Origin of the sequence: Burkholderia sp. SCN-KJ (assembly GCF_024656005.1) — a bacterium.
Taxonomy (GTDB): domain Bacteria; phylum Pseudomonadota; class Gammaproteobacteria; order Burkholderiales; family Burkholderiaceae; genus Burkholderia.
Genome location: NZ_JANKOG010000003.1, coordinates 225,945 through 252,307, shown reverse-complemented (window position 1 = coordinate 252,307; position 26,363 = coordinate 225,945). Strand labels below are relative to the sequence as shown.

Below are 26,363 nucleotides of genomic sequence, written 5' to 3'. Positions count from 1 at the left end.
CGGAACGATTACGCATCATTACCGTAAGCCGGGTGTTCGTTTCGATTTGAATCGCGATTATGGATGGCCGGTATTTTGTCTGATTATTAGGGCATATAGATCGATTTTGTCGGTTTAATACAGGATCGGGCTATTGCGCCGGCGCGAGTGCGTATCGGACGGATGGGTTCGCCGGCGCGGATCACCCCGCGTCGGCATGCGGCGCCGGGGCGTCCGGACCCGAGCGGTCCCCGCGGCGAATCAGGTAGAATCCGCGCTTCGCCGCTGGCGCCCGGCGCGCAACGCGTATCGGGGCCGCATCGAATGCATCGCAGCAGGCGGCGCGACGCGCCCCGATCCCGCATGCGCCGGCCCCGGATGCCGGCCCGCTCAACGTTCGTCTCGTTTATGTCCGCAATTCCGAATTCCGACCAACCCGGTTCGTCCGCGAACCCACCCAAGCTTCATCGCGCGCTGAAGGCGCGCCATCTGACGATGATCGCCATCGGCGGCTCGATCGGCACGGGCCTGTTCGTCGCGTCCGGCGCGTCGATCTCGCAGGCCGGCCCCGGCGGCGCGATGGTCGCGTACATGCTGATCGGCCTGATGGTCTACTTCCTGATGACGAGCCTCGGCGAAATGGCCGCGTTCATGCCGGTGTCGGGCTCGTTCGCGACCTACGGCGCGAAATACGTCGACGAAGGCTTCGGCTTCGCGCTCGGCTGGAACTACTGGTACAACTGGGCCGTGACGATCGCGGTCGAGCTGGTCGCCGCGCAGCTCGTGATGCACTACTGGTTCCCGGACGTGCCGGGCGTCTGGTGGAGCGCCGCGTTCCTCGGCGTGATGTTCCTGCTCAATGCGCTGACCGTGCGCGGCTTCGGTGAAGCCGAATACTGGTTTGCGCTGATCAAGGTCGTCACCGTGGTCGCGTTCATCGGCGTCGGCCTGCTGATGATCTTCGGCATTCTGAAGGGCGCGCCGGGCAACGGCTGGGGCAACCTGACGATCGGCGATGCGCCGTTCGCGGGCGGCCTGCCGGCGCTGATGGGCGTCGCGATGATCGCGGGCTTCTCGTTCCAGGGCACCGAGCTGATCGGCGTCGCGGCCGGCGAATCGGAGAATCCGCGCACGACGATTCCGCGCGCGGTGCGCCAGGTGTTCTGGCGCATCCTGCTGTTCTACGTGCTGGCGATCTTCGTGATCGGCGTGCTGATTCCCTATACCGACCCGAACCTGCTGAAGAGCGACGTGACCGACATCGGCGTGAGTCCGTTCACGCTCGTGTTCCGCCACGCGGGCCTCGCGTTCGCGGCCGGCGTGATGAACGCGGTGATCCTGACGGCCGTGCTGTCGGCCGGCAACTCGGGCATGTACGCGTCGACCCGGATGCTCTACAACCTCGCGACGGAAGGCCGTGCGCCGAGGCTGTTCGCGAAGCTGTCGCCGGGCGGCGTGCCGCGCAACGCGCTGTACGCGACGACCGCCGTCGGCGCGCTGTGCTTCTTCACGTCGCTGTACGGCGACAAGACGGTATACCTGTGGCTGCTGAACACGTCGGGGATGACGGGTTTCATTGCGTGGCTCGGCATCGCGATCAGCCACTACCGGTTCCGCAAGGGCTACGTGAAGCAGGGCTACGCGGTCGACCAGCTGCCGTACCAGTCGAAGTGGTTTCCGTTCGGCCCGCTGTTCGCGTTCGTGCTGTGTCTCGTGATCGCGCTCGGCCAGGACTACCAGGCGTTTCTCGCGAACCGGATCGACTGGGCGGGCGTGGCCGCGACCTACGTCGGCATTCCGCTGTTCCTCGTCGTGTGGCTCGGCTACCGGCTCCTGAACAAGAGCCGCTTCGTGCGCTACGAGGACATGGAGATCGCGCCGTGGGCGGCCGCGAACCGCAGCGCGCAGCTGCAGCGCGTGGAGAACCGCGAAACCGTCGGCTGATGCCGGTGCGGCCACCGGCCGCGTGGTGCGCGATGAAAACGGGAAGCCCGCGGGCTTCCCGTTTTTCGTTGGGTAGCCGACGCGTGCGTCGTTCCCGATACCGTTCCAGCCGGCGCCGCCCCCGCTTTTTTTGTCGGCTTTGCGCTGCACGGGGTCAAAGCCGGTTATATTTCCCGACCCTACCGGGCCACGGCCCGGCCGGCGCGACGAGCGCGGCGCGGATCGGGCATCCCGCGCGCGCCCGTTGCGGCGGCCGGCGGCGCCCGGCGTTTCCATCGTTCCGCCGCGGCCGGCCCGGCCCGCGGAGCGCGCAATCCAGAGGAATCCATGAGCGCATCACCCGCCGAGCGGAAGGCCGGACCCGTTTCCATCGTGCGAATCGAAGCCGCGATCAATGCGTGGCGCGAAGTGTATCCGCCGGCGCCGGACGGCGAGGACGGCTACGCGCTCGACGCCGGCAGCAACTGCCTGGCCGAACTGTACGGCACGATGATCTGCTATCGGCTGCCGGACGTTCCGCTCGACTCGCTGAGCGACGCGCAGCGCGATGCGCTGTACGCGACCGAGGCATGACGCGCGGTCGGGACGCTGCCGCGACGCGGCGTCGATGAAGCAACGGGAAGCCTGGCGGCTTCCCGTTTTGCTTTGCGGCTTTGCGGCTTTGCGCGGTGCGCCGCCCGCGAGGGCGGGCGCGGCGCGGCTCGCGCCGGTATCGGCGCGGGCTGAGGTATCGTCATGGCATCGGGAGCAGGCGCTCGCGAGGCGACCGGCGCGGCACGTGTGCGCGCGGGGCCGAATGAACGTCCGTGGCCTGTCCGGGAGGGTTGAACATGGAGTTGAGACACCTCCGCTACTTCGTCGCGGTTGCCGAGGAGCGGAATTTCACGCGCGCGGCCGAGCGCCTGCACATCGCGCAGCCGCCGCTCAGCCGGCAGATCCAGCAGCTCGAGGACGCGCTCGGCGTGCCGCTGTTCGAGCGCAACGCGCGGCCGCTGAAGCTGACCGACGCGGGGCGGTTCTTCTATTCGCACGCGGTGCAGCTGCTCGCGCAGACCACCGAGCTCGAATCGATGACGAAGCGGGTCGGCAAGATCGAGCGCAGCATGTCGGTCGGGTTCGTCGGCTCGACGCTGTACGGGATGCTGCCGAAGATCATCCGGCGCTTTCGCAGCGAGTATCCGGCCGTCGAGCTGAGCCTGCACGAGATGTCGACGATGGACCAGATCAAGGCGCTGAAGGAAGGGCGCATCGACGTCGGGTTCGGGCGTATCCGTCACGAGGATCCGAGCGTGCGGCGCGTCGTGCTGCGCGAGGAGCGGATGATCGTCGCGCTGCCGGTCGGTCACGTGCTCGACGGCGCGAAACCCGTGCTGTCGCTGCACGATCTCGTGAACGACACGCTGATCATCTTCCCGAAGGCGCCACGGCCGAGCTATGCGGACCAGGTGCTCGCGGCATTCCACGATCGCGCGCTGCAGCCGCGCAAGATCTACGAGACACGTGAACTGCAGATCGCGCTCGGGCTCGTCGCGATGGGCGAAGGCGTGTCGGTCGTGCCGCACAGCGTGTACGGGCTGAAGCGCGACGACATCAGCTACAAGCCGCTCGACGATCCGAAACTCGTGTCGCCGATCATCATGAGCATGCGGATGCTCGACGAATCGGAGGACATCCGCGCGATGCAGGCGCTGATCTACCGGCTGTACGACGAGTCGCAGATGGAGTATCTGCCGCCGCAGCCCGAATGAGCGCGCGGGCGGTGGGGGCTTGCTTGACGCCGCGCGCGTCGCCGGGCCACCATCGTCGGCATTCTGCGGTCCGCCCGCGTGCGGCCGCCTTCATGCAGTTTTCATGCAGACGATGACATGCACATGACTGAAATCGTGACCGAGGAGACCTGGGTCGAGACGCCGCAAGGTCGTCTCTTCGCGAAGCGCTGGCGCGGGGTGCCCGCGCAGGCGACGGCCGCGACCGGGCCGGCCGCGCCTATGCAGGCCGCGCCGATCGTGCTGCTGCACGATTCGCTCGGCTGTGTCGAACTTTGGCGCGACTTCCCTGCGCAACTTGCGCGCGCCACGCAACGCGACGTGATTGCATACGACCGGCTCGGCTTCGGCCGGTCCGACCGCCATCCGGGACAGCTCGGCACGACGTTCGTGCGCGACGAGGCCGATCAGGGCTTCCGCGCGCTGCTCGAGCGGTTCGGCATCGATGCGTTCGTGGCGTTCGGGCACAGCGTCGGCGGCGGCATGGCGGTCGGCTGCGCGGCCGCGTATCCCGCGCGTTGCCGCGCGCTGGTGACGGTCGCCGCGCAGGCGTTCGTCGAGGATCGCACGCTCGACGGCATTCGCGAGGCGGGGCAGCAGTTCGACGCGCCCGGCCAGCTCGAGCGGCTCGTGCGCTATCACGGCGACAAGGCCGAATGGGTGCTGCATGCGTGGGTCGGCACGTGGCTGTCGCCGGCGTTTCGCGACTGGAGTCTCGACGACGCGCTGCCGCGCGTGCGCTGCGCGACGCTCGCGATTCACGGCGAGCAGGACGAATACGGGTCGGACGTGCATCCGAAGCGGATCGCCGCGCGCGTCGCCGGGCCGTCGTCGTTCCTGCTGCTCGACGGATGCGGACACATGCCGCATCGCGAGCGGAGCGGCGACGTACTCGCGGCCGTGGCGACGTTCCTGCGCGGCGCGCTTGCCTGAACGGCCGGGCGCAGGCGCGCGATGCGACCGGCGGGCCGAGCCCGCCGGCGCTCAGAACGACAGCTGGATCGCGAGATCGAGCGCGAGAATCGCGATCGAGCAGCCGATGCCGAGGACCACGTTCGGCAACCGGTGTTCGAAGTCGCGATTGTCGCGGCGCATCGCGGCGCCGAGCAGGAAGATCGCCTCGACGACGATCTGCAGCCCGACGAACAGCAGCATCAGCAGGTACTCGTAACCCATCTGCTTGAACGCGGCGAATTGCATCCCGTGATCGCGGATCCATTGGCCGATGCGCAGCAGTTCGTAGACGAACAGCAAGGCGGGAAACAGGTAGCTGATGAAATACGTCGGCGCCGTGGCGTGCCGTAGTTCGAGGTGGAAGTGCTGATGCGTGGTAGCCATCACGAAGCCCTCCTTGCAAACGCATGATTGCGGTCGCGACGGCGGCGCGACGACGTGCGGACTAAGGGATTGCCCGAGGCATCGTGCGGGGCCGTACGACACCAGCATACTGCTGCGCGGAAGATTTGGCATCCCGTGCGTGCATTCGTTGTAAAAATACCGGCGCATCGCGCGAAGCGTGCAGCGGTCTTCGCTCGCGGTGCGCGACGCGTCGGTCGGTTGTGTGTCGCCCGCGTTGCCGGACAGCAGCCATTCCGGATGGTGTTTCAGGTCGCAGGCCAGCGCGCAGCGCGCCCGGCGTGCGCGTGAATTGCGTGAGCGCGCCATGCACGTTCGATGCGCGCGCACCTTCCTGCCCGAGCGTCACCTGGGCGGCCGCTCAGCCTTTCGCTTGCGCGCCTTCGACGAATAGCTTCGCGACCGACCGGAATTCCCGCTTCAGCGACAACCCCGGCACGGTCAGCCAGCGCAGCATCGCCGCGAGATACAGATGATGGAACCACGTGGCGAGCTGGTCGGCCGCCAGCGCCGGGCTCAGTTCGCCCGCCTGCTGTCCGGCCGCGATCAGCTGCTGCCACACGAGCGCGATGTCGCTGCCGTCGTCCTTCCCGCTTTCCGCTTCCGTCACGCCGATGCTCAGGAACCGATGCCGCAGGTAGGCGAGCAGGTACACCGGGTGCTGCTCGCACCACGCGGCCGACGCGTCGAGCACGCACGCGATTCGCGACGCGAAGGTCTTCCGTCGCGTGACGTCGCGCTGCAGGTGCGCGAGGTCGCGCGCGAGTTCGCCTTCGAGCCAGTGCGCGAGCACGGCTTCCTTCGTCGGAAAGTGGTTGTACAGCGTTCGTTTCGCGACATCGGCCCGTGCGGCGATCTGCTCCATCGTCACGGCATCGTAGCCGTGCACATCGAACAGGCGGGCGCCGGTGTCGGCGAGATGCGCGAGCATCTGGATGCGCTTGCGTGCGCGGCGGCCCGGAGCATCGGTCGTCGTCGGCATGGTTCGGTATCGAATGAAAGTGCACGAATTGCATTAGTATACGACATGCATTTTTTAAAATCCACTCGCCTGCATCGTGCAGGGGGAGTTCACGCATGAAGCTTGTCATCATCACTTACGGCACCGATGGCGACACGCGTCCGCTCGCGGCGCTCGGCCGTGCGCTGCTGGATGCGGGCCACGAGGTCCGGTTGCTGGCCGACGCCGCGACGCTCGGCTCGGCCGCCGCGCTCGGTGTGCCCTGCGCGCCGTTGTCCGGCGATATCCGCGCGGCGATCGCGCCGGATGGCGCGTTGTCCGACGCGGTGCGCGGGCGCGGCGGCTTCAACGACACGTCGAAGGCGCTCGCGGCGATCGCGAATGCGAACACGGCGGCATGGATGCGCGAAGTCGCGGCCGCGTCGGCCGGTTGCGATGCGATCCTGGTGTCGGGGCTGGCGTCGTTCGTCGGGCTGTCGGTCGCCGAGTATCGCGGCGTGCCGGCGATCGGCACGGGGATGATTCCGATCACGCCGACCGCGGCATTCGCGTCGCCGTTCCTGCCGCCCGGCAAGGTGCCGCGCTGGCTGAATCGCGCGAGCCACCGGCTCGTGAACGCGCTGCTGTGGCACGCGTTCAAAAACGCGACCAATGCAGCGCGCGCCAGCGTGTGCGGCCTGCCGCCGCGCCGGCACGTCTGGACCGATCATCCGATGCTGTATGGCGTGTCGCCCGTGCTGCTGTCCGATCCGGCCGACTGGCCGTCGCACGTGCAGGCCTGCGGTCAGTGGCACGCCGACGCGCCGGCGTGGACGCCGCCGCCCGCGCTGTTGACCTTTCTCGGCGCGGGCGAGCCGCCCGTGTACATCGGCTTCGGCAGCATGGCCGGGTTCGATCGCGCCACGATGGTCGGCGCGCTGCTGCAGGCGCTCGACGGCCGGCGCGCGCTGTTCCACCCGGGCTGGAGCGGCATCGATGCGTCGATGCTGCCGACGCACGTGTGCGTGATCAGCGAGACGCCGCACGACTGGTTGTTTCCGCATGTATCGATGGCGATCCACCACGGCGGATCGGGTACCACGCATTCGGCTGCGCGGGCGGGCATTCCGTCGGTCGTCGTGCCGTTCGCGGGCGATCAGTTCTTCTGGGCGAACCGGCTGCAACGGCTCGGTGTGGCCGATGCGCCGGTGGCGGGCCGGCGCATGGACGCCGCCGCGCTCGCACGCGCGATCGCGTTCGCCGCGCATGCCGACACGCAGGCGCGCGCCGCCGAACTCGGTGTGCGGATCGCGCGGGAGGACGGGGTGCGGCGGGCGGTCGGCGCGATCGAGCGCTGGGCGCGGCCCGGCATGCGGTGAACGTAGCCGCCCCGCGTCAGAAATGCCCGGTGAACCGGTAGCGGCTGCCCGGATGCCACAGGTTGGCCACCGACGCGACCATCCCCTGCGACCACGTGCGTCGATGCAGCAGCAGGCAGGGTTCGCGCTCGTCCATCGTCAGGTGGCGGCGCGTTTGTGCATCGGGCATCGCGGCCTCGATCCGGTATTCGACCCGCTGCAGCGGCGCGACGCGCGTGAGGTACTGGTTCGGCGTCGTCGTCGTGAAGTCCTGCAGTGCGTATTCGGGCGCGCAGGACGGATTGACCCAGCGTTCCTCGAGCTGCACCGGCGTGTCGTTCTCGAAGTGCAGCACGCGTGAATGGAAGATCGGGCTGCCGGCGTCGAGCCGCAGCTCATCGGCGAGCTTCGCGTCGGCGATGGCCGCGCCGACCTCCAGCACCTGCGCGCGATACCCATGGCCGCGTGCGGCGACTTCGTCCGAGATGCTGCGGATCGCCACCAGCGTCGATTCGTATTTCGGTGACGCGACATACGTGCCCGAGCCGCGCGTGCGTGTGAGCACCTGCTCGGCCGTCAACTCGCGCAGCGCGCGGTTGACCGTCATCCGCGCGACGTTGAATTCGCGCGCGAGCTCGTTTTCCGACGGCACCTGGTCGCCTTCCGCCCACTCGCCCGCATGAATGCGCGCGAGGATGAAGTCCTTGATTTCCTGATAGATCGGTGTGGTCATTGCATTGCTGTTCGAGAGACGGCGGCCGCGCGCCGTCGCGCGCGGGCCTTCGTGCGGTGTCCGGGCGGAGTGTACCGGGTTCGACGCCGCGCGGGCCCGACTGTGAGCCCGGGATTCGGGTTATTCCGGCCTGCATCCGGAGCGCCAGCCAACGGCCCGCGGGGGCCGTACGGACCGCAGCCGCCGTGCCAGCTAGCGCCGGCTAACGAAAAGTATAGACAAATACATGCGCGGCGACGATGCGCCCAGCCCGCACCGAAACAAGGGGTTCAGCTGCATGTAATGTGTAGCGAATTGAAATATAAGGAAAATTCGCTCACGCAAACAATCCGCCGACAATTAGAGATAAACACGGATTGCTGGCAGTGACCTGAAAAAGGCAAAGTTGTATGTACAACTTGGAAAGTCGTCTGACGGATGACCTCCCGGTTGGAAGGGTTCGCGGCGGCGACGCCCGACGGGACCCGTGCCCAGTTCGCCTATGACAGGAACGCCATGAAGAAACTCGCGCTCAGTATTGCCCTTGCCTGCCTCGCGGTCGGTGCCCACGCCAAGGATTGGTCGACGATCCGGTTCGGCGTCGATGCCAGCTATCCGCCGTTCGAATCGAAGGATGCAAGCGGCAAGGTCGTCGGCTTCGACGTCGATCTCGGCAACGAGATCTGCGCGCGCCTGAAGGCGAAGTGCGTGTGGATCGAGAACGACTTCGACGGGATGATCCCGGCGCTGAAGGCGAAGAAGTTCGACGGCGTGCTGTCGTCGATGTCGATGACGCCGGCGCGTGCCGAGCAGATCGCGTTCTCCGACAAGCTGTTCAACACGCCGACGCGCCTCGTCGCGAAGAAGGGCGCGAACCTGCAGCCGACGGCCGAATCGCTGAAGGGCAAGTCGGTCGGCGTCGAGCAGGGCACGATCCAGGAAACCTACGCGAAGGCCTACTGGGCGCCGAAGGGCGTGCAGGTCGTGCCTTACCAGAACCAGGATGGCGTGTACCAGGACCTGATGTCCGGCCGCCTCGACGCCGCGCTACAGGACGCGGTGCAGGCCGACCTCGGCTTCCTGAAGACGCCGCGCGGCGCGAGCTTCGATTTCGCCGGGAAGGACATCGACGATCCGAAGACGCTCGGCAACGGCGCCGGCATCGGCCTGCGCAAGGACGACGCCGACCTGAAGGCGAAGATCGACCATGCGATCGCCGACATGATCAAGGACGGCACCTACAAAAAGCTCGAGAAGAAGTACTTCGCATTCGACGTGTACGGCGGCTGACGCCTTCGCGGTGCGCACCGGCCGTGGCGTGCGCCACGTCGGTTGGCGCGCGCCGCCCGCTTCGCGTGATGCCCGTGGCTTGATGAGCAGACGGCATCAGGTAGTGCGCAGAACTCGTTTGATGCGCAGTTAATGGCTATTGACAATCCAGCCACATCGTTCTGGATCCCTTATATGATCTTCCAAGGATTTGGCCCGCTGTTGTGGGCCGGCACGGTCGAGACCGTGAAGCTCGCGGTGCTGTCGCTTGGCGCGTCGCTCATACTGGGCCTCGCGGGCGCGGCAGCGAAACTCTCGACCAACCGCGTGCTCAAGTCGGTCGGCACGTTCTATACGACGCTGATCCGCGCGGTACCCGATCTCGTGCTGATGCTGCTGCTGTTCTACGGGATCCAGATCCTGCTGAACGACGCGACCGACCTGCTCGGCTGGGACCAGATCGACATCGACCCGTTCGTGGCCGGCGTCGTGACGCTCGGCTTCATCTACGGCGCGTACTTCACCGAGACGTTCCGCGGTGCATTCCTCGCGGTGCCGCGCGGCCAGCTCGAAGCGGGCTTCGCATACGGGATGAGCGGCTGGCGCGTGTTCCACCGCATCCTGTTCCCGCAGATGATGCGCTTCGCGCTGCCGGGCATCGGCAACAACTGGCAGGTGCTCGTTAAGGCCACCGCGCTGGTGTCGATCATCGGCCTCGCCGACGTCGTGAAGGCGTCGCAGGACGCCGGCAAGAGCACGCTCGATTTCTTCTTCTTCACGCTCGCGGCCGGCGCGATCTACCTCGCGATCACGACGGTGTCGAACGTCGTGCTGCACCACCTCGAGAAGCGTTATTCCGTCGGCGTCCGGAGGCTTGCACTGTGATCGAACTCATCAGCCAGTACTGGCAAAGCTATCTCTATACCGACGGTTACCGCTTCAGCGGCCTCGCGATCACGCTGTGGCTGCTGGTCGTGTCGATCGCGCTCGGCTTCGCGCTCGCCGTGCCGCTCGCGATCGCGCGCGCGTCGTCGAACCGCTGGATCTCGGGCCCCGTGTGGCTCTATACGTACGTGTTCCGCGGCACGCCGCTCTACGTACAGCTGCTGATGTGCTACACCGGCATCTACAGCCTGCAGGTCGTGCACAACCACGTGCTGCTCGACACGTTCTTCCGCGACGCGATGAACTGCACGCTGCTCGCGTTCGTGCTGAACGAATGCGCGTATGCGACCGAGATCTTCGCGGGTGCGATCAAGGCCACGTCGGCCGGCGAGATCGAGGCCGGGATGGCCTACGGGATGTCGCGCTTCAAGCTCTATACGCGCATCATCCTGCCGTCCGCGCTGCGCCGCTCGCTGCCGAGCTACAGCAACGAAGTGATCCTGATGCTGCACGCGACGACCCTCGCGTTCACCGCGACCGTGCCCGACATCCTGAAGGTCACGCGCGACGTCAACTCCGCGACGTACATGTCGTTCCAGGCCTACGGCATCGCCGCCGTGCTGTACGCCATCGTCGTGTTCACGCTCATCTGGGCGTTCCGCAAGCTCGAGACGCGCTGGCTCGCGTACCTCTCGCCGCGCAGCCACTAATGCATTCGCAAGGAAGGACCAAGCATGTACAAGCTCACCGTTGACAACCTGCACAAGAAGTTCGGCGACAACGAGGTGTTGAAGGGCGTATCGATGAAGGCGAAAGCCGGCGACGTGATCAGCATCATCGGCTCGAGCGGCTCCGGCAAGAGCACGTTCCTGCGCTGCATCAACTTCCTCGAGCAGCCGTGCTCGGGGCAGATCACGATCGGCAGCGAGCCGATCCAGACCGCGCGCGACCGTAACGGCGCGCTGCGCGTGGCCGACCAGAAGCAGCTGCAGCGGATGCGCACGAAGCTGTCGATGGTGTTCCAGCACTTCAACCTGTGGTCGCACATGACGGTGCTCGAGAATGTGATCGAGGCACCGATGGCCGTGCTGGGGATCGGCAAGGAAGAGGCCGTTGCGCGGGCACGCAAGTATCTGGAGAAGGTCGGGCTCGCGCCGCGCGTCGAAGGCATGTATCCGTCGCACCTGTCGGGCGGCCAGCAGCAGCGTGTCGCGATCGCGCGTGCGCTCGCGATGGAGCCCGAAGTGATGCTGTTCGACGAGCCGACGTCGGCGCTCGACCCGGAACTGGTGGGCGAAGTGCTGAAGGTGATGCAGCAGCTCGCCGAGGAAGGCCGCACGATGGTCGTCGTCACGCACGAGATGGGTTTCGCGCGCAACGTGTCGAACCACGTGATCTTCCTGCATCAGGGGAAGATCGAGGAAGAGGGCGATCCGCGGGAGATTCTCGTCAACCCGAAGAGCGAGCGGCTCGGGCAGTTCCTGTCGGGGCGGCTCAAGTAAGCGGGGCCGCCGCAGCCTGGAACGCTAAATGCTTGTTTCGGACGACTCTTTCGATCGAGGAGCGCCGCGATGAGCACGCCGACCCCTACCGCGTTTTCCCACGTGAAGCCGCAGGACACCGCATATCAAGGCGAAGGCCTGCGCGACTTCTTCCTGTATCGCGATCTCGGCATCGCGGCCGCGACGAACGGCAAGGTCGTCGCGCAGCTCGTCAGGGCGAATCATGCACCGGCGGCGGGCACCGGCTGGCACCGTCACGAGGCCGAGTTCCACATCGTGATGATGCTGAAGGGCTGGGCGCGCTTCATGTACGGCGATCGCGAGACGCTGGTGAGCGCCGGCGACTGCGTGCACCAGGCGCCGGGAATCGTGCACTACCTGTTCGACTACTCGCCCGACATGGAGTACCTGGAGATCGTCGGGCCGGCCGATTTCAAGTCGATCGACGTCGAAGGGCCATGCGAGGTGCCTGCGCCGACGCCGTGGGGCGACGCTGGCGCGTAGCCCTCCGTCGCATCGGATGCGAGGCATCCGCGTGCCCACGACAGACCGCCTTCGGGCGGTTTTTTATGGATCCTGTTCGGGCATGGGGGCCTGCCCAGTTCATTCGAGATCCGAAGCATTTGCCACGTAAGGAAATCGAAAAGACAGCCGGCAATTTGTCAGCTTCGCGTGATGTTTCGTTACACGGCGTCAAAGATCGTCAATTCCACGCAGGTGCGGTGCACGGCGCGTCGGCGACCGGCGTTAAGGACGTAACAGCCGGACCACCGGCTGGCCTACCCAGGAGAATGTCCATGACCCGCATCGCGAAGATCCTGACCGTGACGGCCGTCGCCTGTGCCGCCCTCGTGCCGGCGCTGGCCGAAGCCCATTCGCACCGCGTGTGCCATTTCGATCACCACCATCACCGCGTGTGCCGCTGGGTCCGTTGACCCGCGACGCGTTATTCCCGGCAAAGCGTCGGGACGCTTTTCCCGTTCAGGCAAATCAGGAGAGGATTATGAAAAAGACGATGTTGATCGCCGCGCTCGTCGCCGGCATGGGTGTGTCGATCGGTGCGTTCGCACAGGTTCCGGCCAGCGCGCCGGCCGGTACGACCGGGCTGTGCAAGGACGGCTCGTTCTACTCAGGCGCGTCGAAGAAGGGCGCATGCGCCGGCCATAAGGGCGTGAAGACGTGGTATGGCGCAGCGTCGGCAGCCGCGGCGAGCGCACCGGCCGCGGCCCCCGCGAGCGCGGCTGTCGCTACCACCGCATCCGGCGCCGCCCCGGCGAAGAGCGCGCCCGCGACGACCGCCCCGGCGGCGCCCGGCGGCGGCGCGGGCAAGGTGTGGGCCAACGACAGCACGAAGGTCTACCACTGCTCGACCGACAAGTACTACGGCAAGACGAAGCACGGCAGCTACATGTCGGAAGCCGATGCGAAGGCGAAGGGCTACCACGCGTCGCACGGCAAGGCCTGTTCGTAACACCGGCGGAACGCGCGAGCGTTGCCGCTCGCGCACTGCCCGGCATCGCGCCCCGCCATCCGGGCGGGGCGATTCGAGCGCAACGCCGGTGTGCCGCACCGAGCGTTGCCATCCCGCGCGGGATCAGTGCACGTGATCGGATGGCGTCGCGGCCGTCGTCGCGTCGCGACCGGCCGCGCGCGCGTCGAGCAACGCCCGCAGCGTCACGTAGTGCGCGCCGCTCGCGCTGCCGTCCGTAGCGGCGGTGCGATCGTACGGCTCGTTGTCGTGGATCGTCGCGCGCACGATCGGATAGATCTGCGTTTCCCAGCGGCCGCCGTTGAACACGCCATAATGACCCGCGCCCGTCTGCACGTGGTGCGTTTTCAGGTACGGCGGCAATCCCGAACACAGCTCCTGCGCGGCCACCGTCTGGCCCACGGCGCAGATGTCGTCCTTCTCCCCCTCGATCGTCAACAGCGCGGTGCGGTGGATCGCGGCCGGTTCCACCAGCCGGTCGCCGACCGTCAGCTCGCCGCGCGCGAGCGCGTATTGCTGGAACACTTTCTCGACCGTTTCCAGGTAGAACTCCGCGGTGAGGTCGGCCGTCGCGAAGTATTCGTCGTAGAAGTGGCGCAGCGTGTCGGCCTTCGCGGGGTCGCCTTTCGCGCGCTCGTAGTACAGGTCGGCAAACGACGCCGCATGGCGGTCGGGATTCATCGACATGAACGCGCCGACCTGCACGAAGCCCGGATACACGCGACGCTGCGCACCGACGAAGCCGGCCGGCACCACGCTGATCAGGTTGCGCGCGAACCATTCGATAGGCCGGCTCGTGGCGAGCGCGTTGACCTTCGTCGGATTCACGCGGCAGTCGATCGGCCCCGCCATCAGCGTCAGGCTCGCGGGTTGGGCGGGGTCGCCGGCGGCGGCCATCAGCGCGACCGCCGAAAGCGCGGCGACGGTCGGCTGGCAGATCGCGAGCACATGCGCATCCGGGCCGATCTGGCGAATGAAATCGATCACGTGCCCGACGTATTCGTCGAAGCCGAAGCGGCCGGCCGCGAGCGGGATGTCGCGCGGGTTGTGCCAGTCGGTGATGTACACGTCGTGATCGGCCAGCATCGTGCTGACCGTGCCGCGCAGCAGCGTCGCGAAATGCCCGGACATCGGCGCGACGATCAGCACGCGCGGCTGGCGCGCCACCGGCCGCGCCTTGCGGAAATGCAGCAGCGTGCCGAACGGCGTGGCCGCCGCGGCTTCCTCGACGATCGGCACCGCTTCGCCGTCGACGACGGTCGACGCGATGCCGAACGCCGGACGCCGGTGCGAGAACGCGCAGCATTCGAGCAGTTCGCACAGCGCGTCGACCATGCGGCCCGTCGGGGTCGACGTGGCGGGCGGCCACAGCGACATCGTCGCGCGCGTGGCGGCCGCCCATGCGCGCGCCGGACGCAGGCATTCGGCAGACCATTGGTAGAAGGGATAGGCAAGCAGGTTCATGGCCGTCGTTCGTTGCGTCGCGTTACGCTGAGCGAGGCAAGCCGTGTGCCAGCGTGCGGCTGGCACGCGCGTTGCACGGGGTTTTGCGAACGCGGCGATACGTGTGGCGACTCATGCAGCGATGCAGGCGGCGCGTGCGGCCGGACGACCGAACGCGATGCTCGGCCGCTGCTCACCGCGGCTCGGCGTACTGTCCGCGCCGCTGCCCCGGGCAGCGCGCTGCGCCACTTCAGCGAATGCGTCGCACAGGCGTGGTGCGCTTCGCACGGCGTGGCGCGCGCTTTCGGTGCAGGGGTACGAACGGCAATCAGGGGAACGACATGGACGTTACCGGACCGACGACGTTGACCATCAGCAGCCGCAATTACTCGTCGTGGTCGATGCGCGGCTGGCTGCTCGCGAAGCTGAGCGGGCTCGCGTTCGAGACGATCAGCGTGCCGATCGATGCGGCATCGCGCGCGGAACTGCTGCTGCTGTCGCCGTCGATTCTCGTGCCGTGCCTGACGCACGACGGCAGCACGGTATGGGACACGCTCGCGATCGCCGAATACCTGAACGAAATCCGGCCGCAGGCGCGGCTGCTGCCCGACGACCGGCGTGCGCGCGCGCATTGCCGGTCGATCTGCGGCGAGATGCATTCCGGTTTCAGTGCGCTGCGCTCCGCGCTGCCGATGAACCTGCGTGCGCATTTTCCCGGCTTCCGGATCTGGTCGCGTGCGCAGCACGACATCGAGCGCATCGTGACGATCTGGCGCGCGTGTCTGGCCGCGTATGGCGGCCCCTGGCTGTTCGGCGAGCAGATCGGCATCGCCGATGCGATGTACGCGCCGGTCGTCACGCGATTCCTGACGTACGACGTGAAACTCGAGCCCGATATCGCCGAGTACTGCATGCGCATGCTCGCGCATCCGTTCGTGGCGGAGTGGATCGATGCCGCGAAGGCGGAGCACGAAGACATCGACGAACTCGACATGGAGTTCTGACCTGCAAGGCCCCTTCGCGCTTTCAACCGGATGACCGGCACGTGCATCGAGACGAATCGCCGATGCGGCCGCGCGTGTCCTGCTCGCGCATCGCCCGCGCAGCATCTGTCGGGCATCGCGCCCCGCCGTTTCCGCGGGGTGTTGCTTACCTGCTGCCAGGCGCCCTGACGCTCGCTCGCCGCAGTGCAGCACGGCGCAGCAGGATCAGGGACTCGTTTTGGCCGGCTCGGCCGCGGGTGGCTTGGCCGGTCGGGCGAGGAGTTCACGTGTGAGGGTGTCCGACACATAGTGCGGGCCATCGAACAGATAGACTTGATAGCCCCGGTAGGTTGTCAGCTGCCTGCTCAATTCGTCGGCGCTGGCCGCCCGGAATCCACCATGCTCGGCGGGCCGGAAGGCCTCCGCGATTACCCGCACACGTTGCTTTCCGAGGCGCGCGGCCAGTTCGTCGACGTAGGTGCGTGCGACGTAGGGTTCGCGCGCATAGACGCCGCAGCCGTCCTGGAAGAATACCCCGACATCCGACGGCAGCCACGACACGAGCCAGTCCGCCAGCGCCTTCCCGCCGATATTGGTCTGGTCGTAGACGCTCACCCATAGCGGGCGCGGCAGTCGCTTCAGGATATCGGCAAGCTTCGGCGCGTCCGGCCAGGTCGGGTCGATTTCGACCGGGAAGTAGTAGCCGGTGACATTCAGCGGAACGTGCGTGCGCGCTACCGCCAGGGACTGGTCCGCGAGTGTCGACAGATGGGTGCGTGCTCGCTTTTCATCCTGGTAACCGGCGAGGCCCAGGATGACGTTTCTGGCCCAGGGTTCGCGGCCGATGCGCCCCCAGTCGGGAAGGTGTGCCGCGGGACGGATGCCGGCGTCGGGCACGTACGCGGTATCGTCGACGACGCTCCACTGGATCAACAGATCGTGTACGCCGAGCATCTGCCAGTTTCCGACGGGATTCGTCGTCGCGTTGTCCACCTGCCAGACGATTCCGTCGGCATGCACGTCATGCGCCGTCCAGCTACACGCGGCCACGGCGAGCGATGCACCGACGGCCGCGAGCATCGCCGCGCGGGACGAACCCGGCGCGTGTCGGAACCGGCCCAGACGCAGTCGAATCCTGCGCAAGGCCGGGATGGCGTACGTGAGCATCGCGGCCTCCCCGGAAGCATTCCTGCGCGACATCGTAGCCGATCACATGCAAACGTGCGACCCGCCTTGCTGCTGCGGGTCGCACGAGGCCTCCACCGGTTCGCGTCACTTGGCCGTCGTACCGTCCGCCCATGTGTAGCCGAGATTCGTGATCCCGGTTACGAGACTCTGGAAGTCCTGGAATGCCGGCAAGCCCAGCTCGGGCTCGAGCCAGAACGGATGGAAGAAGAACGATGCAAAGCCGTCTCGCACCGCCAGACCGTATCGCGCGTTGGTGACGAGTTGCTGCCACGTGTACGTGATGCATGAGAACGGGTCGATATTGCAGATGTTGTACTGAAGGCTGCCAAGGTTCTCCGGAATGATTCGCTGACCGTAGTAATCGGAGTTGATGATGTACGGGAAAAACTGCCCGGCCGAAAAGTCCTGGTTGGGCGCGCCGGTCCCGATTTGCGGATTGGTCGCCGTGTAGTAGACGGCCCGCTGGAATGTGGTCGGGAACGTCTGCGCGGTGGCCGTCGCTGCCTTCGGCGACACCTGGTACTGCGGCGCGGCCCAGCCTACCACCTTGTAGCCATTGAGCGTGAACTCGAGCAATCCGTCGGCCATTCTGCCTTTCGCCCATTGCACGGAGTCCTCGTCGACCGGACGATTCTGCACCGCATACCAGAACTCGTAGTCACTGCCGCTGACCGCGTTCAGAAGATTCGGTGTCGAATTGTACTGGTGGGTGTAGCCGTGCATCACGATCGAGCCGCCGTGCAGGAGCGCGTAGTTCAACCCGCTCTTGAGGCCCGTCGCCTGCGCGAGGTGAATCGTCTGCGGCACGCCGCCGTTGTAATACCCGTTCGGATCGGTGTACAGCGGAATGGTCGCCATCGTGAACTTGATCTTCTTCGAGTACAGATAGTCCGACAGCTGTTTCATCGAACTCGTCGTCGTGAATGGGTCCAGGTCCTCGAGGCGGACGAGCGCACGATGATTCACCGGTGCATTGGTCTGCAGGATGTCGTGCAGGATGTCGCAGATCACCAGGTAGCGGTCCGTCGGGCCGATGTACGAGAACGGCAAGTCCGCGAAGTACCACAGCTTCCCGGAACGAACGATGTAGGGCGTGGTCGCGCCGCTCTGGCTGTTCTTGATGGTGACGAGCACCTGCGCCTTCGTGGTGTCGAGCACCTGGGTCAGGCCGACATCCGGGTCCGCGTTGACGGTGCCGGTCGATGCGTCATACGTGTAGTACTTGACCATCGACAGGTTCTTGTACGCGACCGTGTCATAGAAGCCGGGGTTCGGGTTGCTCGACGACGGCGTCGCGTTCATGCCGGCCAGGCCGAGGAAACTGAACCCGTAGGTCTGGTTGAACGTGTAGGCGCTGTTCCAGGCGAGCTGCCACAGGTTGTACTTGAACCAGACCACGGTCTTCGTGGCAGTCATGACGTCGCTCATGAAAGCGGCCGGAATCGGATTGTCGTAGTAATCGCCGACATAGAATGTGGCGTCGTGGCTCCCGATCATCCCGGGCGTGTAGTTCTGTATCGGCACCATGTCGACCGTCGTATTGAAGTGGCCGAGCAGGTTCCTCAACATGATGCTGTACATCAGGCCGAGCTTCGAATACGGGACGTTGGGCGGGTTGTCGTACAGCACGAGTGTATGTGCAGTGGTGGCCTGCGCGTGCGCCGTGCCCGGCAAGGTCATTTGCGCGAGTCCGGCAAGCAGGGCGATGACAATCAAGATCTTTTTCATGGCCGTTTCTCCCTAGTCACGTTCCACGTTGCCATTGGCTTTCTTGACGGACTTCAGGTCGAACTTGGGGCGTCCGGTCTCCTTGTACGCCTTTTCCCAATCCTCGTCGGACATGCCGGGTTTCACGTTGATGTGGGCAGAACCGTTCGGCAATGGCGGGGGCGTGATCTTGCCACCAGACGACTGGTGCGTCTGCTGCGCACTCGCATGCTGAACCGCGCTTGTAATGACGAGCGCGGGACTCAATGCAAGGAGTAGCCCAACGGTGCTCAACCCGATTCGAAAAGATCGATTGCGATGCGAGGGCATGATTTTCATCCTTTGATATGAAAATTGGATTCTCGTTAACGAAACGAGCACGCCCCATTGCCGATTTGAAATCGGGTGTTATGTCGTTATTGTTTTGCGCTTGATACCGGTTAATGAAACGAAACCGGACAGTTGGCTTTCAAGCTAGTTCCGTACCATCCGCCGGAGATGAGCACCGGGCCGGGGCGCCAAAATCGATGCGTCGCGACCGTCCGAAATTGTCTCGATAAACGTTTCACGCATGCAACGCGACCGGTTCCGGGAATTGGGTCCGACCAGCGCGTAACGCCTGCTTGGGCGATTCAGGTGAAATCGTTTGCGTGCGGGGTTGCGCACGCCGCAACGCGGCAACCGAGCCGGCCGACGCACCCATGCAATGGCAACCGGAACACCGGATTTTCGGTTTCATCGTCGATCTGTCCGTCCAGGATCGACGGAATCGCGTGATGCGCTCCGGTCGCGATGATCGGGGGCGCGGGTAGCGAACCTGCCAAACGTCTCATATTCGGAACGTCGGACCGCACGTTTCAGCACTGAAACATTTGGCTCGGTTTCGATTCGCCGATCATGCTGGGCACACGCCCGGCACCGGAGGGCTCAAGGATGGCGCGACGATGGCGCACGACTTGCTAGAAGCGCAGTGTGTCGAAAAGACGGTGTATGGGGTGCACCTGCGAGGCGCTGGATCGGGGCGGCTGCAAGCGCCGGCGCCCGCAGGGACGAATGCAAGCCAGCGGGAAACCGGCTGTCAAAAGTCATCCACTCGAACACGTTGCATTTTTGGTGATGTTGCGTGGTCGTATCAATAGCGCTCCAGGCAGCCTCGAGTCTTTTGAGAACGACGAGAACGGATGTGGCGTTAGCCGCACGAGTGGACGTGACGGGGTCGACGGGGACAGGGCGGTTTCGTCTTCCGTTGGTGTGCGGAGAAGAAATACAGACGAGCGAAAATCGCGGAAAGGTAATGGATAATATGATATGGAGTGCGTATTTATATGCGCTCAACCTTGTCGCCATTGTGACCGCCCTCGTCATCCTGGTCAGCACGCTGGATGACCTGACGCTGGATGGCTGTTACTGGTCATTCGAAATCGGGCGCATCCTGCGTCGCGAGAAATCGCAGACCGTCGACATCGGCATGCTGCGCGCGCTGGAAGAGCGCCATCTCGCACTCATGGTGCCGGCGTGGAAAGAGTACGACGTGATCGCCAAGATGATCGAAAACACGCTGGCGACCATCGAGTACGAGCGGTATGTCATCTTCGTCGGCACCTATCACAACGACGCAGAAACCACGGCGGAAGTCGAACGGATGGTCCGCCGGTATCCGGGCAGGGTGACGCGAGCCACGGTCATGAACGACGGGCCGACCTGCAAGGCCGACTGCCTCAACTGGATTCTCGAAGCGATCCTGCGTTACGAAGCGGTCCATCATATTCAGTTCGCGGGCGTCGTCATGCACGACTGCGAAGATGTCATTCATCCGGTCGAACTCAAGTACCTCAACCATGCGGTGGCGGAGAGCGATCTGGTCCAGCTTCCCGTGCTGTCATTGCCCCGGAAATGGAACGAGTTCGTCGCCGGCTGCTATCTCGACGATTTCAGCGAAACGCACCAGAAGGACGTGCCGGTGCGGGCACGCTTGACCGGGGTCGTGCCGGGCGCGGGTGTTGCATCGTGCTACAGCCGGCGTTCGATCGAAGCGGCGATGAAGGAGCGCAACGGTTGCCCGTTCAACACGAGTTCGCTGACCGAGGACTATGACTTCAGCTTTCGCTTGAGAGACCTCGGCATGAAGGAAACCTTCGCCCGCACGCCGCTTGCGGACATCGTGCGCGATGCCGGCGGCGAGCGCGCCAAGGACGGTGCCGCCGGTCGAAACCTGCTGGCCACGCGCGAGTATTTTCCCAAGACATTCCGCACCGCCTACCGGCAGCGCGCGCGCTGGATTCTCGGCATCGCGTTTCAAGGCTGGGAGCAACTCGGCTGGAAGGGCGACTTCCTCACCCGCTACATGTTCTTCCACGATCGAAAGGGCATCGTGACGTCGCTGTTTTCGGTGATTGCCTATGGCGTGCTGCTCAACTTCGTGTTGCTTTCCGTTCTTCAGAATGCCGGTCACGTCATTCCCGCCAGCGCTCACCTCGTGACGGCCGGTGCCTGGGTCACGCCGCTGCTGTGGGTCAACACCCTCATGCTGTTCGCCCGTGCCGGACAGCGCTTCTACTTCGTCAGCAAGCTGAACGGCCCGCTCCAGGGGCTGCTCTCGATCCCGAGGATGTTCGTCAACAACCTGATCAATTTCTGCGCGGTGAGTCGCGCGTGGCGCATCTATGTCGGCCACCTGGTGAGCGGCAAGCCGATCGCATGGGACAAGACCAGTCACACATACCTGTCCAACGAAGAACTCGGGAAAGTGCGCCACAAGATCGGCGAGATCCTGGTCGGCTGGGGCGTGGTTTCCCCGGCGCAACTGGAGGACGGCCTCGAGCGGCAACTGACGTGCGGCAAGCGGCTGGGCGAACTGTTGCTCGAAGCCAGTGCGTTGTCCACCGAATCGCTGGCGGATGCGATCGCCGAGCAGGCCGATCTGCCGCGGGTAAGCCTCGGCAACGTGGCGGTGGGCCACTTCGCGGACTCGCTGGCATTCGAGCTGCAGTACGCGTATCGCGTCGTCCCGTTTTCGACCGCCGCCGACGGAACGCTGAACGTCGCGGTCGGGCGGCCACTCACGCAGGACGAACAGGACGTCGTGCGGCGCGGCGCCCGAACGAACGTTGCGTATTTCATTGCCTGCGATGCGGAGATCGCCGCCGAACTCGGCCGGCACTCGCGCTTCGTCGAAATCGCGCGGCTGCGCGACGGCGACGGCGCGACGCAGCAGGCAGTGCCGGTGAAAAAGCCGTCGGGAGAACAGGCATGAAGCGCTCGACACGTCCGATCGCGGCCGGCCTCAAGCGCTGCGCACGCTTGAGCGCGCTGGCCATTGCCCTGTCGCTCGCCTGGCAGGCGCCGGCATCCGCCGCCCAGCAGCTCAACCCCAAAGCCTATCGGCTCGCCGATGGCGCCTACAAGGCGATCAACGCAGGCGACCTGCCCCGCGCGGAAGCGTACGCGTTGCGCGCCCTCAAGATTCAGCCGGGAAGCGAGCAACTCGGGCTGTTGCTCGTGGATGTGTACCGGCGCGAAGGGAAGGTCGACGAAGCGGACGCGCTGCTGGAATCGCTGAGCGTTCGTTTTCCGAAAAGCGCGGCGGTACTGGCGCAGCATGGCTATCTGGCGCAGCGGCAGATGCGCTACGACGTCGCGTGCAGCAATTTCGCTGCGGCCGTCGCCACTGGAAACTGGAGCAAGGAGCAGCAGCGCAACTTGCGCCTCGCGTGGTCGGACAGTGCGCTCGCGGCGAAGCGTCCGCACGAGGCCGGCGTCGCACTGGCGCCGCTGGCCGATGAAAAATCGGCCGTGATTCAGTTGCGTATCGCGCAGATGAGCTTGCAGGCGGGCGACCACGACAGCGCGCTCCGCGTGGCCGAGCTGGCGGCCGGCGACGCATCGACCGATGCCGAGCGGAGCATGGCCGCGTCGATCGCGGCACAGGCGCGGCAAGCCGATCAGCAGCCCGAGGTGCCGGTGGACGATACCGCGCAACGGACCTTGCAGCACGCCTATGATCTCCTGCGCGAACACAAGGATCGCGAGGCGCTCGACGCATTTCAGGAAGGTTTCGCCGGTGGCGCCGGCAACGCGATGAACTACGCGGACGCCGGCTATGCGGCCAAGCGGATCGGATTGAACGAGCAGTCCGTCCAGATGTTCGAGCAGAGTCTCGACGCCGACGAAAACGAACATGCGTTCGACGCGCAGCGCAAGTTCGGCTACCGGCGGGAGGTCGAGCAACTCGAGCGCACCTGGGGTTTCGTGCTGAGCGCGCCATACCAGTCGGCCGCATTCGGCCCGCAAGGCACGATCAGCGTGCTCCAGCCGGGTATCGAGGCGTATTGGCAGCCGCCGAAGATCGGCTATCGGAACGGCCGCATTCTTCAGTTCTTCGTGCGCGGATACGGCACGGCCTATGACGGCACGGGCAACGTGACCGGCATGCCGACCGTGCAGGGGTCGGTGGGCGTGCGCTACAAGCCGATACCCGATCAGAACGTGGTGGTGACCGCCGAGCGGTTGTTCCATATCGGCAGCCTGTCGATGACGGACTGGCTGATGCGTCTGGGTTACTCGTCGGAGGCGGGCACCGACCTGCGGGTCACCGAACCGAGCTGGCGCAGCTGGCAGGCCTATGTAGAAGGTGCGTACTTCATCAATGCCGGGCGTTACATCATCTATTCGGAGTTGCGTTACGGGCACACGTGGCGCTTGCCGATGATCAGCGACCGGCTGACCGTCTACCCGCACGCCGCGGTGGCGGGCGATCACGACAACCGTCAGCCTGACAAGACAGCAATCGGTGCGGGGCCAGGGGTCCAGTTCAGGTACTGGTTTCGCGAAGGCAGGTATACCGCGCCGGCGAGCTATCTCGACGTGACGGTGCAATACCGGTTCGGGTTGACGTCAGCGGCACGCGCACGTGGTCTCGTGGTACGCGCGACATTGTGGTTCTGAGCAACTGCGCTGACGATCAGGCGACTCGATGGTGAGGCTGATCAGCTGGGCGACTTGAGCGTGATGATCGTTTGACGCAGCAGCTGGAAGTACGAGCTCGTCGAATACGGGAGCATCTGCTCGACGTAGGTCCACCAGAAGAATCCGCCGATGAAACGCGGATCGGTCATGCTGTTGACCATCGGGTAATAGGTTTTGATCAGGTTCTGCTGCACCGACGCCGGCGCCGAGATATCCGACACGCCGATTTCGCCGAAGCCGACCTTCGCGTTCGGGAAGATGCTTTCCAGCGCCGCGAAATCGTTTTTCCACGACGGATTCAGCCCCGGGCAATCCTGGTACGGGTAGTAGCTGAACAGCGCGTAGTCGGCCTGCTGGCGAACCGTTGCGGGCAGGAACGCGGTCGGCCACGTCTTCCAGTAATCCTGCGGCTTCGCCCAGCAGTTGGTGCCCTTGCTGTCGTCGTTGTAGTACAGCGTGATCGCGGTCTTGCCGCCGTTCGATTTGACGATCGTATTGGCCGCCGCGACCATCTGGCCGATCTGCTGCTCTTCCGAATTGACCACGGTGTTCGTGCCGCTCGGATCGTTGCGCAACCATTCGCCGTTGATTTCGTTGGCGATTTCCCACACGTCGACCGTGTTCTTCAGCTGCGACACCAGTTCCTGCGTGCGCGCCTTGTACGTCGTGATATCCGTCGGGAAATAGTACGAATCGTAGACTTCGCCCATCACGTATGCGACCGAGTGCAGGCGCAGCAGCGGTGCGTAGTAGTCGGCGGCCGACGTGCCCGGATCGAACACGACGCGCACCGTCGGTCGGTACGGCAGGTTCTGCAGCGACGCGATGATCGCGTCCAGTTTCGTCAGGTCATCGAGCGTGACGCCGTAGACCGGATTCTTCAGCGGTTCGACCTGGGCGTTGGCGGATTGGGACAAGGGCATCAGCCCGGCATAAGCAACGCATGCGGCAATGGCCGTGCGCGAGATAGTTTTCGTCAGTTTAATCAAAACTTCGTTTCCATCCTAAGGTAAGAAGAAGCGCGATTTTAGACGAAAATAAAAGGTAATTATCGGACGATATGCGCAATAAAGGGGCGGATGTCGCGGAATGGAAATTGCTGCGCGGCTGGCTCGCGATCAAAAAACGCAGCATCCCGAAACGTTTGCACGCGGGCATCGGTAGGCCGGCGCGACGGCGAATCTCCTGACGAGCGGGCGTGGGTGGCGCATTCGGGTATACGCGCTGTGATTCGGCTTCGGCTTCGGCTCCGGCTCCGACTTCGACTTCGACTTCGGCTCGGCTCGGCTCGGCGCGGCTTCGGCTTCGACATCGACATCGACTTCGACATCGACATCGACATCGACATCGGCATCGTCAACACTGCCGTGCTCACGATCGGCCGCATCGTTTGCGATGGCCATGCGGTGATCCGCTCGCGCCCGGTGGCGCACGAACGCGCACGCATCGAAGAATCTGCTGACGATGCCGGCAATCCGCAAACGTTTCACGTTGATTTTCGTCGGTAACGCGCAGGATTCCGCTAAAGGATGCTGGCGCCGATGACGTTAAACGGGCACGGGGATGACTGCCGATCGCATGCATGCGACATGCGACGCGCAGTCCGCAACAACCAGCGCTGCAGGGGAACCAACATGAATCGTCAGCAATCGTGGACGCGTACGGCCGCGCCCGGCGAGATCATCTACTCGGAGGGCTTCGCGGGCGAGCCCGTCATCTTTCTGATCGCGGACGGCAAGGTCGAGCTGTCGACGCGCTGCGACGACAAGCGCGTCGTCGTCGCGACGCTCGGGCGCGGCGAGTTCTTCGGCGAATCGGCGCTGCTCGCCGCCGAGCCGCGCGCGCATACCGCGAAGGCACTGTCGTTCTGCCAGCTCACGGTCGTGCCGGCCGCGACGATCGACGAGGAAATCGAGCACGTGTCGGCGCTGCTTCGTCACATCCTGCGCACGATGATCCGGCGCGTGAAGCGCAAGGACGACCAGCTCGCGACCTATACGCATGCCGACTTCATGCCGGGCGTGCTGTCGTATGCGCACGTGCTGTCGCTGATGGCGGGTGCCGACGCGCGCGGCTCGGACGATGCGTGGTCGCGGCGGCCGATGCAGGCACACGCGGCGGAGGTGTCGGTGCCGCTCGCGGAGGTGATCCGCCGGTGCCGCGCGATTGCCGGCCATTCGCGCCCGCACGTGCTTGCGATGCTGCGCCGCATGGAGAAGCTCAATCTCGTCACGATCGAAGCCGCGCAGGGCGACCATGCCGGCGGCGCGGCCGATTACCCGGCGTCGTCGGATGCGCGCCAGGCCGTCACGTTCGATGCTGCGCGCGTGGTCGATCGCGCGCAGCAGGTTGCCGATCACGATCTCGACGTGTCGATCAACAGCGAACTGGAGCTGATCGAGCTCGCCGATCTAGAAGCGCTGATCGGCGTCGACCGGAAGCTGCTGCTCAACAAGCTGTCGCACGGCGAGATCGCCGACGAGGTGTTCGCGTTCCGCAAGTCGAAGGTGCTCGGTTACGTCGGGCAGAAGGGCGTCGCGTATTTCTCGCGGCGCAGCCCGCGCGCCGGCGGCGAGGTGCGCGCGCTCGAGGATCTCGTGGGGGTCGACCAGCGCACGCTGTTCGACGCGATCAGCGCATTCGATACGTACGATCTCGCGAAGCTGATCGCGAGCCTCGACGATCGCGCGGTGGCCGACAAGCTGTTCTCCGTGATGACGGAAGCGCGGCGCAACGAGGTGTCGTGGGTGATGCGCCGCGAGCTCAAGCCCGACCCGATCGAGATCGAGGAGATCGAGCGGCGCGTGCTCGATGCCGTGCGCGCGGCCAAGGCGCCGGCGGCGTCCGCGCCGCTGGCTTCGTCCGCCGCGTAACGCC

Annotated in this window: 25 protein-coding genes; 17 read left to right on the top strand and 8 right to left on the bottom strand. The window is 65.3% G+C overall.

Annotated elements, in window-relative coordinates; translation table 11 throughout:
• Nucleotides 1–387 precede the first annotated feature (387 nt).
• From NQV17_RS06975 to NQV17_RS06960, 4 genes are all read left to right on the top strand, one after another.
• A complete protein-coding gene (locus NQV17_RS06975) occupies nucleotides 388–1,923 on the top strand; it encodes an amino acid permease (protein ID WP_124488802.1) in 1,536 nt (511 codons plus the stop codon).
• A 327-nt stretch (nucleotides 1,924–2,250) separates the two neighbouring features.
• Nucleotides 2,251–2,496 (top strand): DUF3717 domain-containing protein, encoded by a 246-nt coding sequence (locus NQV17_RS06970; RefSeq protein ID WP_044848083.1) that lies wholly within the window; start codon nucleotides 2,251–2,253, stop codon nucleotides 2,494–2,496.
• Nucleotides 2,497–2,753: 257 nt separating this feature from the next.
• Nucleotides 2,754–3,671: a LysR family transcriptional regulator gene (locus tag NQV17_RS06965; RefSeq protein WP_044848082.1), complete on the top strand. Its 918-nt coding sequence runs from the start codon at nucleotides 2,754–2,756 to the stop codon at nucleotides 3,669–3,671.
• Nucleotides 3,672–3,794: 123 nt separating this feature from the next.
• The gene (locus tag NQV17_RS06960; protein ID WP_257770795.1) at nucleotides 3,795–4,622 is read left to right on the top strand and encodes an alpha/beta fold hydrolase; all 828 of its coding nucleotides are present in this window, start codon (nucleotides 3,795–3,797) and stop codon (nucleotides 4,620–4,622) included.
• 51 nt (nucleotides 4,623–4,673) lie between these two features.
• Here NQV17_RS06960 and NQV17_RS06955 read toward each other — a convergent pair whose 3' ends face one another.
• A complete protein-coding gene (locus NQV17_RS06955) occupies nucleotides 4,674–5,027 on the bottom strand; it encodes a hypothetical protein (RefSeq protein WP_257770793.1) in 354 nt (117 codons plus the stop codon).
• 379 nt (nucleotides 5,028–5,406) lie between these two features.
• Nucleotides 5,407–6,027 carry a TetR/AcrR family transcriptional regulator gene (locus NQV17_RS06950; protein WP_257770791.1) on the bottom strand — a complete coding sequence of 207 codons (621 nt, stop codon included), beginning with the start codon at nucleotides 6,025–6,027 and terminating at the stop codon, nucleotides 5,407–5,409.
• Between the two features lie 95 nt (nucleotides 6,028–6,122).
• Here NQV17_RS06950 and NQV17_RS06945 point away from each other — a divergent pair, with 95 nt between their 5' ends.
• Complete coding sequence (locus NQV17_RS06945) at nucleotides 6,123–7,364, top strand: glycosyltransferase (RefSeq protein ID WP_257770789.1); 1,242 nt, start codon at nucleotides 6,123–6,125, stop codon at nucleotides 7,362–7,364.
• A 16-nt stretch (nucleotides 7,365–7,380) separates the two neighbouring features.
• Here the strand turns inward: NQV17_RS06945 and hutC are convergent, their stop codons facing one another.
• Entirely contained in the window at nucleotides 7,381–8,076 is a 696-nt protein-coding gene (hutC, locus tag NQV17_RS06940; protein ID WP_257770787.1) for a histidine utilization repressor, read from the bottom strand.
• Between the two features lie 495 nt (nucleotides 8,077–8,571).
• On the opposite strand from hutC, the gene NQV17_RS06935 reads away from it, so the two are divergent.
• From NQV17_RS06935 to NQV17_RS06905, 7 genes are all read left to right on the top strand, one after another.
• The gene (locus tag NQV17_RS06935) at nucleotides 8,572–9,345 is read left to right on the top strand and encodes an ABC transporter substrate-binding protein (protein WP_257770767.1); all 774 of its coding nucleotides are present in this window, start codon (nucleotides 8,572–8,574) and stop codon (nucleotides 9,343–9,345) included.
• Between the two features lie 174 nt (nucleotides 9,346–9,519).
• Entirely contained in the window at nucleotides 9,520–10,209 is a 690-nt protein-coding gene (locus NQV17_RS06930) for an ABC transporter permease (protein ID WP_257770765.1), read from the top strand.
• Nucleotides 10,206–10,919 carry an ABC transporter permease gene (locus NQV17_RS06925; RefSeq protein ID WP_257770763.1) on the top strand — a complete coding sequence of 238 codons (714 nt, stop codon included), beginning with the start codon at nucleotides 10,206–10,208 and terminating at the stop codon, nucleotides 10,917–10,919. Before NQV17_RS06930 ends, NQV17_RS06925 begins: the two co-directional genes overlap by 4 nt.
• Nucleotides 10,920–10,943: 24 nt before the next feature.
• The gene (locus NQV17_RS06920) at nucleotides 10,944–11,711 is read left to right on the top strand and encodes an ABC transporter ATP-binding protein (protein WP_257770761.1); all 768 of its coding nucleotides are present in this window, start codon (nucleotides 10,944–10,946) and stop codon (nucleotides 11,709–11,711) included.
• Nucleotides 11,712–11,780: 69 nt separating this feature from the next.
• Nucleotides 11,781–12,215 carry a cupin domain-containing protein gene (locus NQV17_RS06915; RefSeq protein WP_257770758.1) on the top strand — a complete coding sequence of 145 codons (435 nt, stop codon included), beginning with the start codon at nucleotides 11,781–11,783 and terminating at the stop codon, nucleotides 12,213–12,215.
• Nucleotides 12,216–12,508: 293 nt separating this feature from the next.
• Complete coding sequence (locus tag NQV17_RS06910; protein WP_167359252.1) at nucleotides 12,509–12,646, top strand: HHHH-motif protein; 138 nt, start codon at nucleotides 12,509–12,511, stop codon at nucleotides 12,644–12,646.
• Between the two features lie 68 nt (nucleotides 12,647–12,714).
• Complete coding sequence (locus NQV17_RS06905) at nucleotides 12,715–13,182, top strand: hypothetical protein (RefSeq protein ID WP_257770754.1); 468 nt, start codon at nucleotides 12,715–12,717, stop codon at nucleotides 13,180–13,182.
• A gap of 123 nt (nucleotides 13,183–13,305) precedes the next feature.
• Here the strand turns inward: NQV17_RS06905 and NQV17_RS06900 are convergent, their stop codons facing one another.
• Nucleotides 13,306–14,664, bottom strand: a complete 1,359-nt coding sequence (locus tag NQV17_RS06900; RefSeq protein WP_257770752.1) for a polyhydroxyalkanoate depolymerase — start codon at nucleotides 14,662–14,664, stop codon at nucleotides 13,306–13,308.
• Between the two features lie 320 nt (nucleotides 14,665–14,984).
• Here NQV17_RS06900 and NQV17_RS06895 point away from each other — a divergent pair, with 320 nt between their 5' ends.
• Nucleotides 14,985–15,647, top strand: a complete 663-nt coding sequence (locus NQV17_RS06895; protein ID WP_257770750.1) for a glutathione S-transferase family protein — start codon at nucleotides 14,985–14,987, stop codon at nucleotides 15,645–15,647.
• 204 nt (nucleotides 15,648–15,851) lie between these two features.
• Here the strand turns inward: NQV17_RS06895 and NQV17_RS06890 are convergent, their stop codons facing one another.
• The 3 genes from NQV17_RS06890 to NQV17_RS06880 all read right to left on the bottom strand — a co-directional run bounded on the left by NQV17_RS06890 (nucleotide 15,852) and on the right by NQV17_RS06880 (nucleotide 18,851).
• Nucleotides 15,852–16,793 (bottom strand): hypothetical protein, encoded by a 942-nt coding sequence (locus NQV17_RS06890; protein ID WP_257770748.1) that lies wholly within the window; start codon nucleotides 16,791–16,793, stop codon nucleotides 15,852–15,854.
• A gap of 105 nt (nucleotides 16,794–16,898) precedes the next feature.
• Nucleotides 16,899–18,542, bottom strand: a complete 1,644-nt coding sequence (locus NQV17_RS06885) for a DUF2334 domain-containing protein (RefSeq protein ID WP_257770746.1) — start codon at nucleotides 18,540–18,542, stop codon at nucleotides 16,899–16,901.
• Between the two features lie 12 nt (nucleotides 18,543–18,554).
• Nucleotides 18,555–18,851 (bottom strand): hypothetical protein, encoded by a 297-nt coding sequence (locus tag NQV17_RS06880; protein ID WP_257770744.1) that lies wholly within the window; start codon nucleotides 18,849–18,851, stop codon nucleotides 18,555–18,557.
• Between the two features lie 964 nt (nucleotides 18,852–19,815).
• Between NQV17_RS06880 and NQV17_RS06875 the strand changes: the two genes are divergently transcribed.
• Both NQV17_RS06875 and NQV17_RS06870 read left to right on the top strand, forming a co-directional pair.
• Entirely contained in the window at nucleotides 19,816–21,774 is a 1,959-nt protein-coding gene (locus NQV17_RS06875; RefSeq protein WP_257770742.1) for a glycosyl transferase family protein, read from the top strand.
• Nucleotides 21,771–23,465 carry a bacteriophage N4 adsorption protein A gene (locus NQV17_RS06870; protein WP_124488789.1) on the top strand — a complete coding sequence of 565 codons (1,695 nt, stop codon included), beginning with the start codon at nucleotides 21,771–21,773 and terminating at the stop codon, nucleotides 23,463–23,465. The genes NQV17_RS06875 and NQV17_RS06870 overlap by 4 nt, the downstream gene beginning before the upstream one ends.
• 41 nt (nucleotides 23,466–23,506) lie before the next feature.
• On the opposite strand, the gene NQV17_RS06865 is transcribed toward NQV17_RS06870, so the two are convergent.
• The gene (locus NQV17_RS06865; protein ID WP_257770738.1) at nucleotides 23,507–24,409 is read right to left on the bottom strand and encodes a hypothetical protein; all 903 of its coding nucleotides are present in this window, start codon (nucleotides 24,407–24,409) and stop codon (nucleotides 23,507–23,509) included.
• 279 nt (nucleotides 24,410–24,688) lie between these two features.
• Between NQV17_RS06865 and NQV17_RS06860 the strand changes: the two genes are divergently transcribed.
• Complete coding sequence (locus NQV17_RS06860) at nucleotides 24,689–24,994, top strand: hypothetical protein (RefSeq protein ID WP_257770736.1); 306 nt, start codon at nucleotides 24,689–24,691, stop codon at nucleotides 24,992–24,994.
• A 126-nt stretch (nucleotides 24,995–25,120) separates the two neighbouring features.
• Entirely contained in the window at nucleotides 25,121–26,359 is a 1,239-nt protein-coding gene (locus NQV17_RS06855) for a Crp/Fnr family transcriptional regulator (RefSeq protein WP_257770734.1), read from the top strand.
• Nucleotides 26,360–26,363 lie beyond the last annotated feature (4 nt).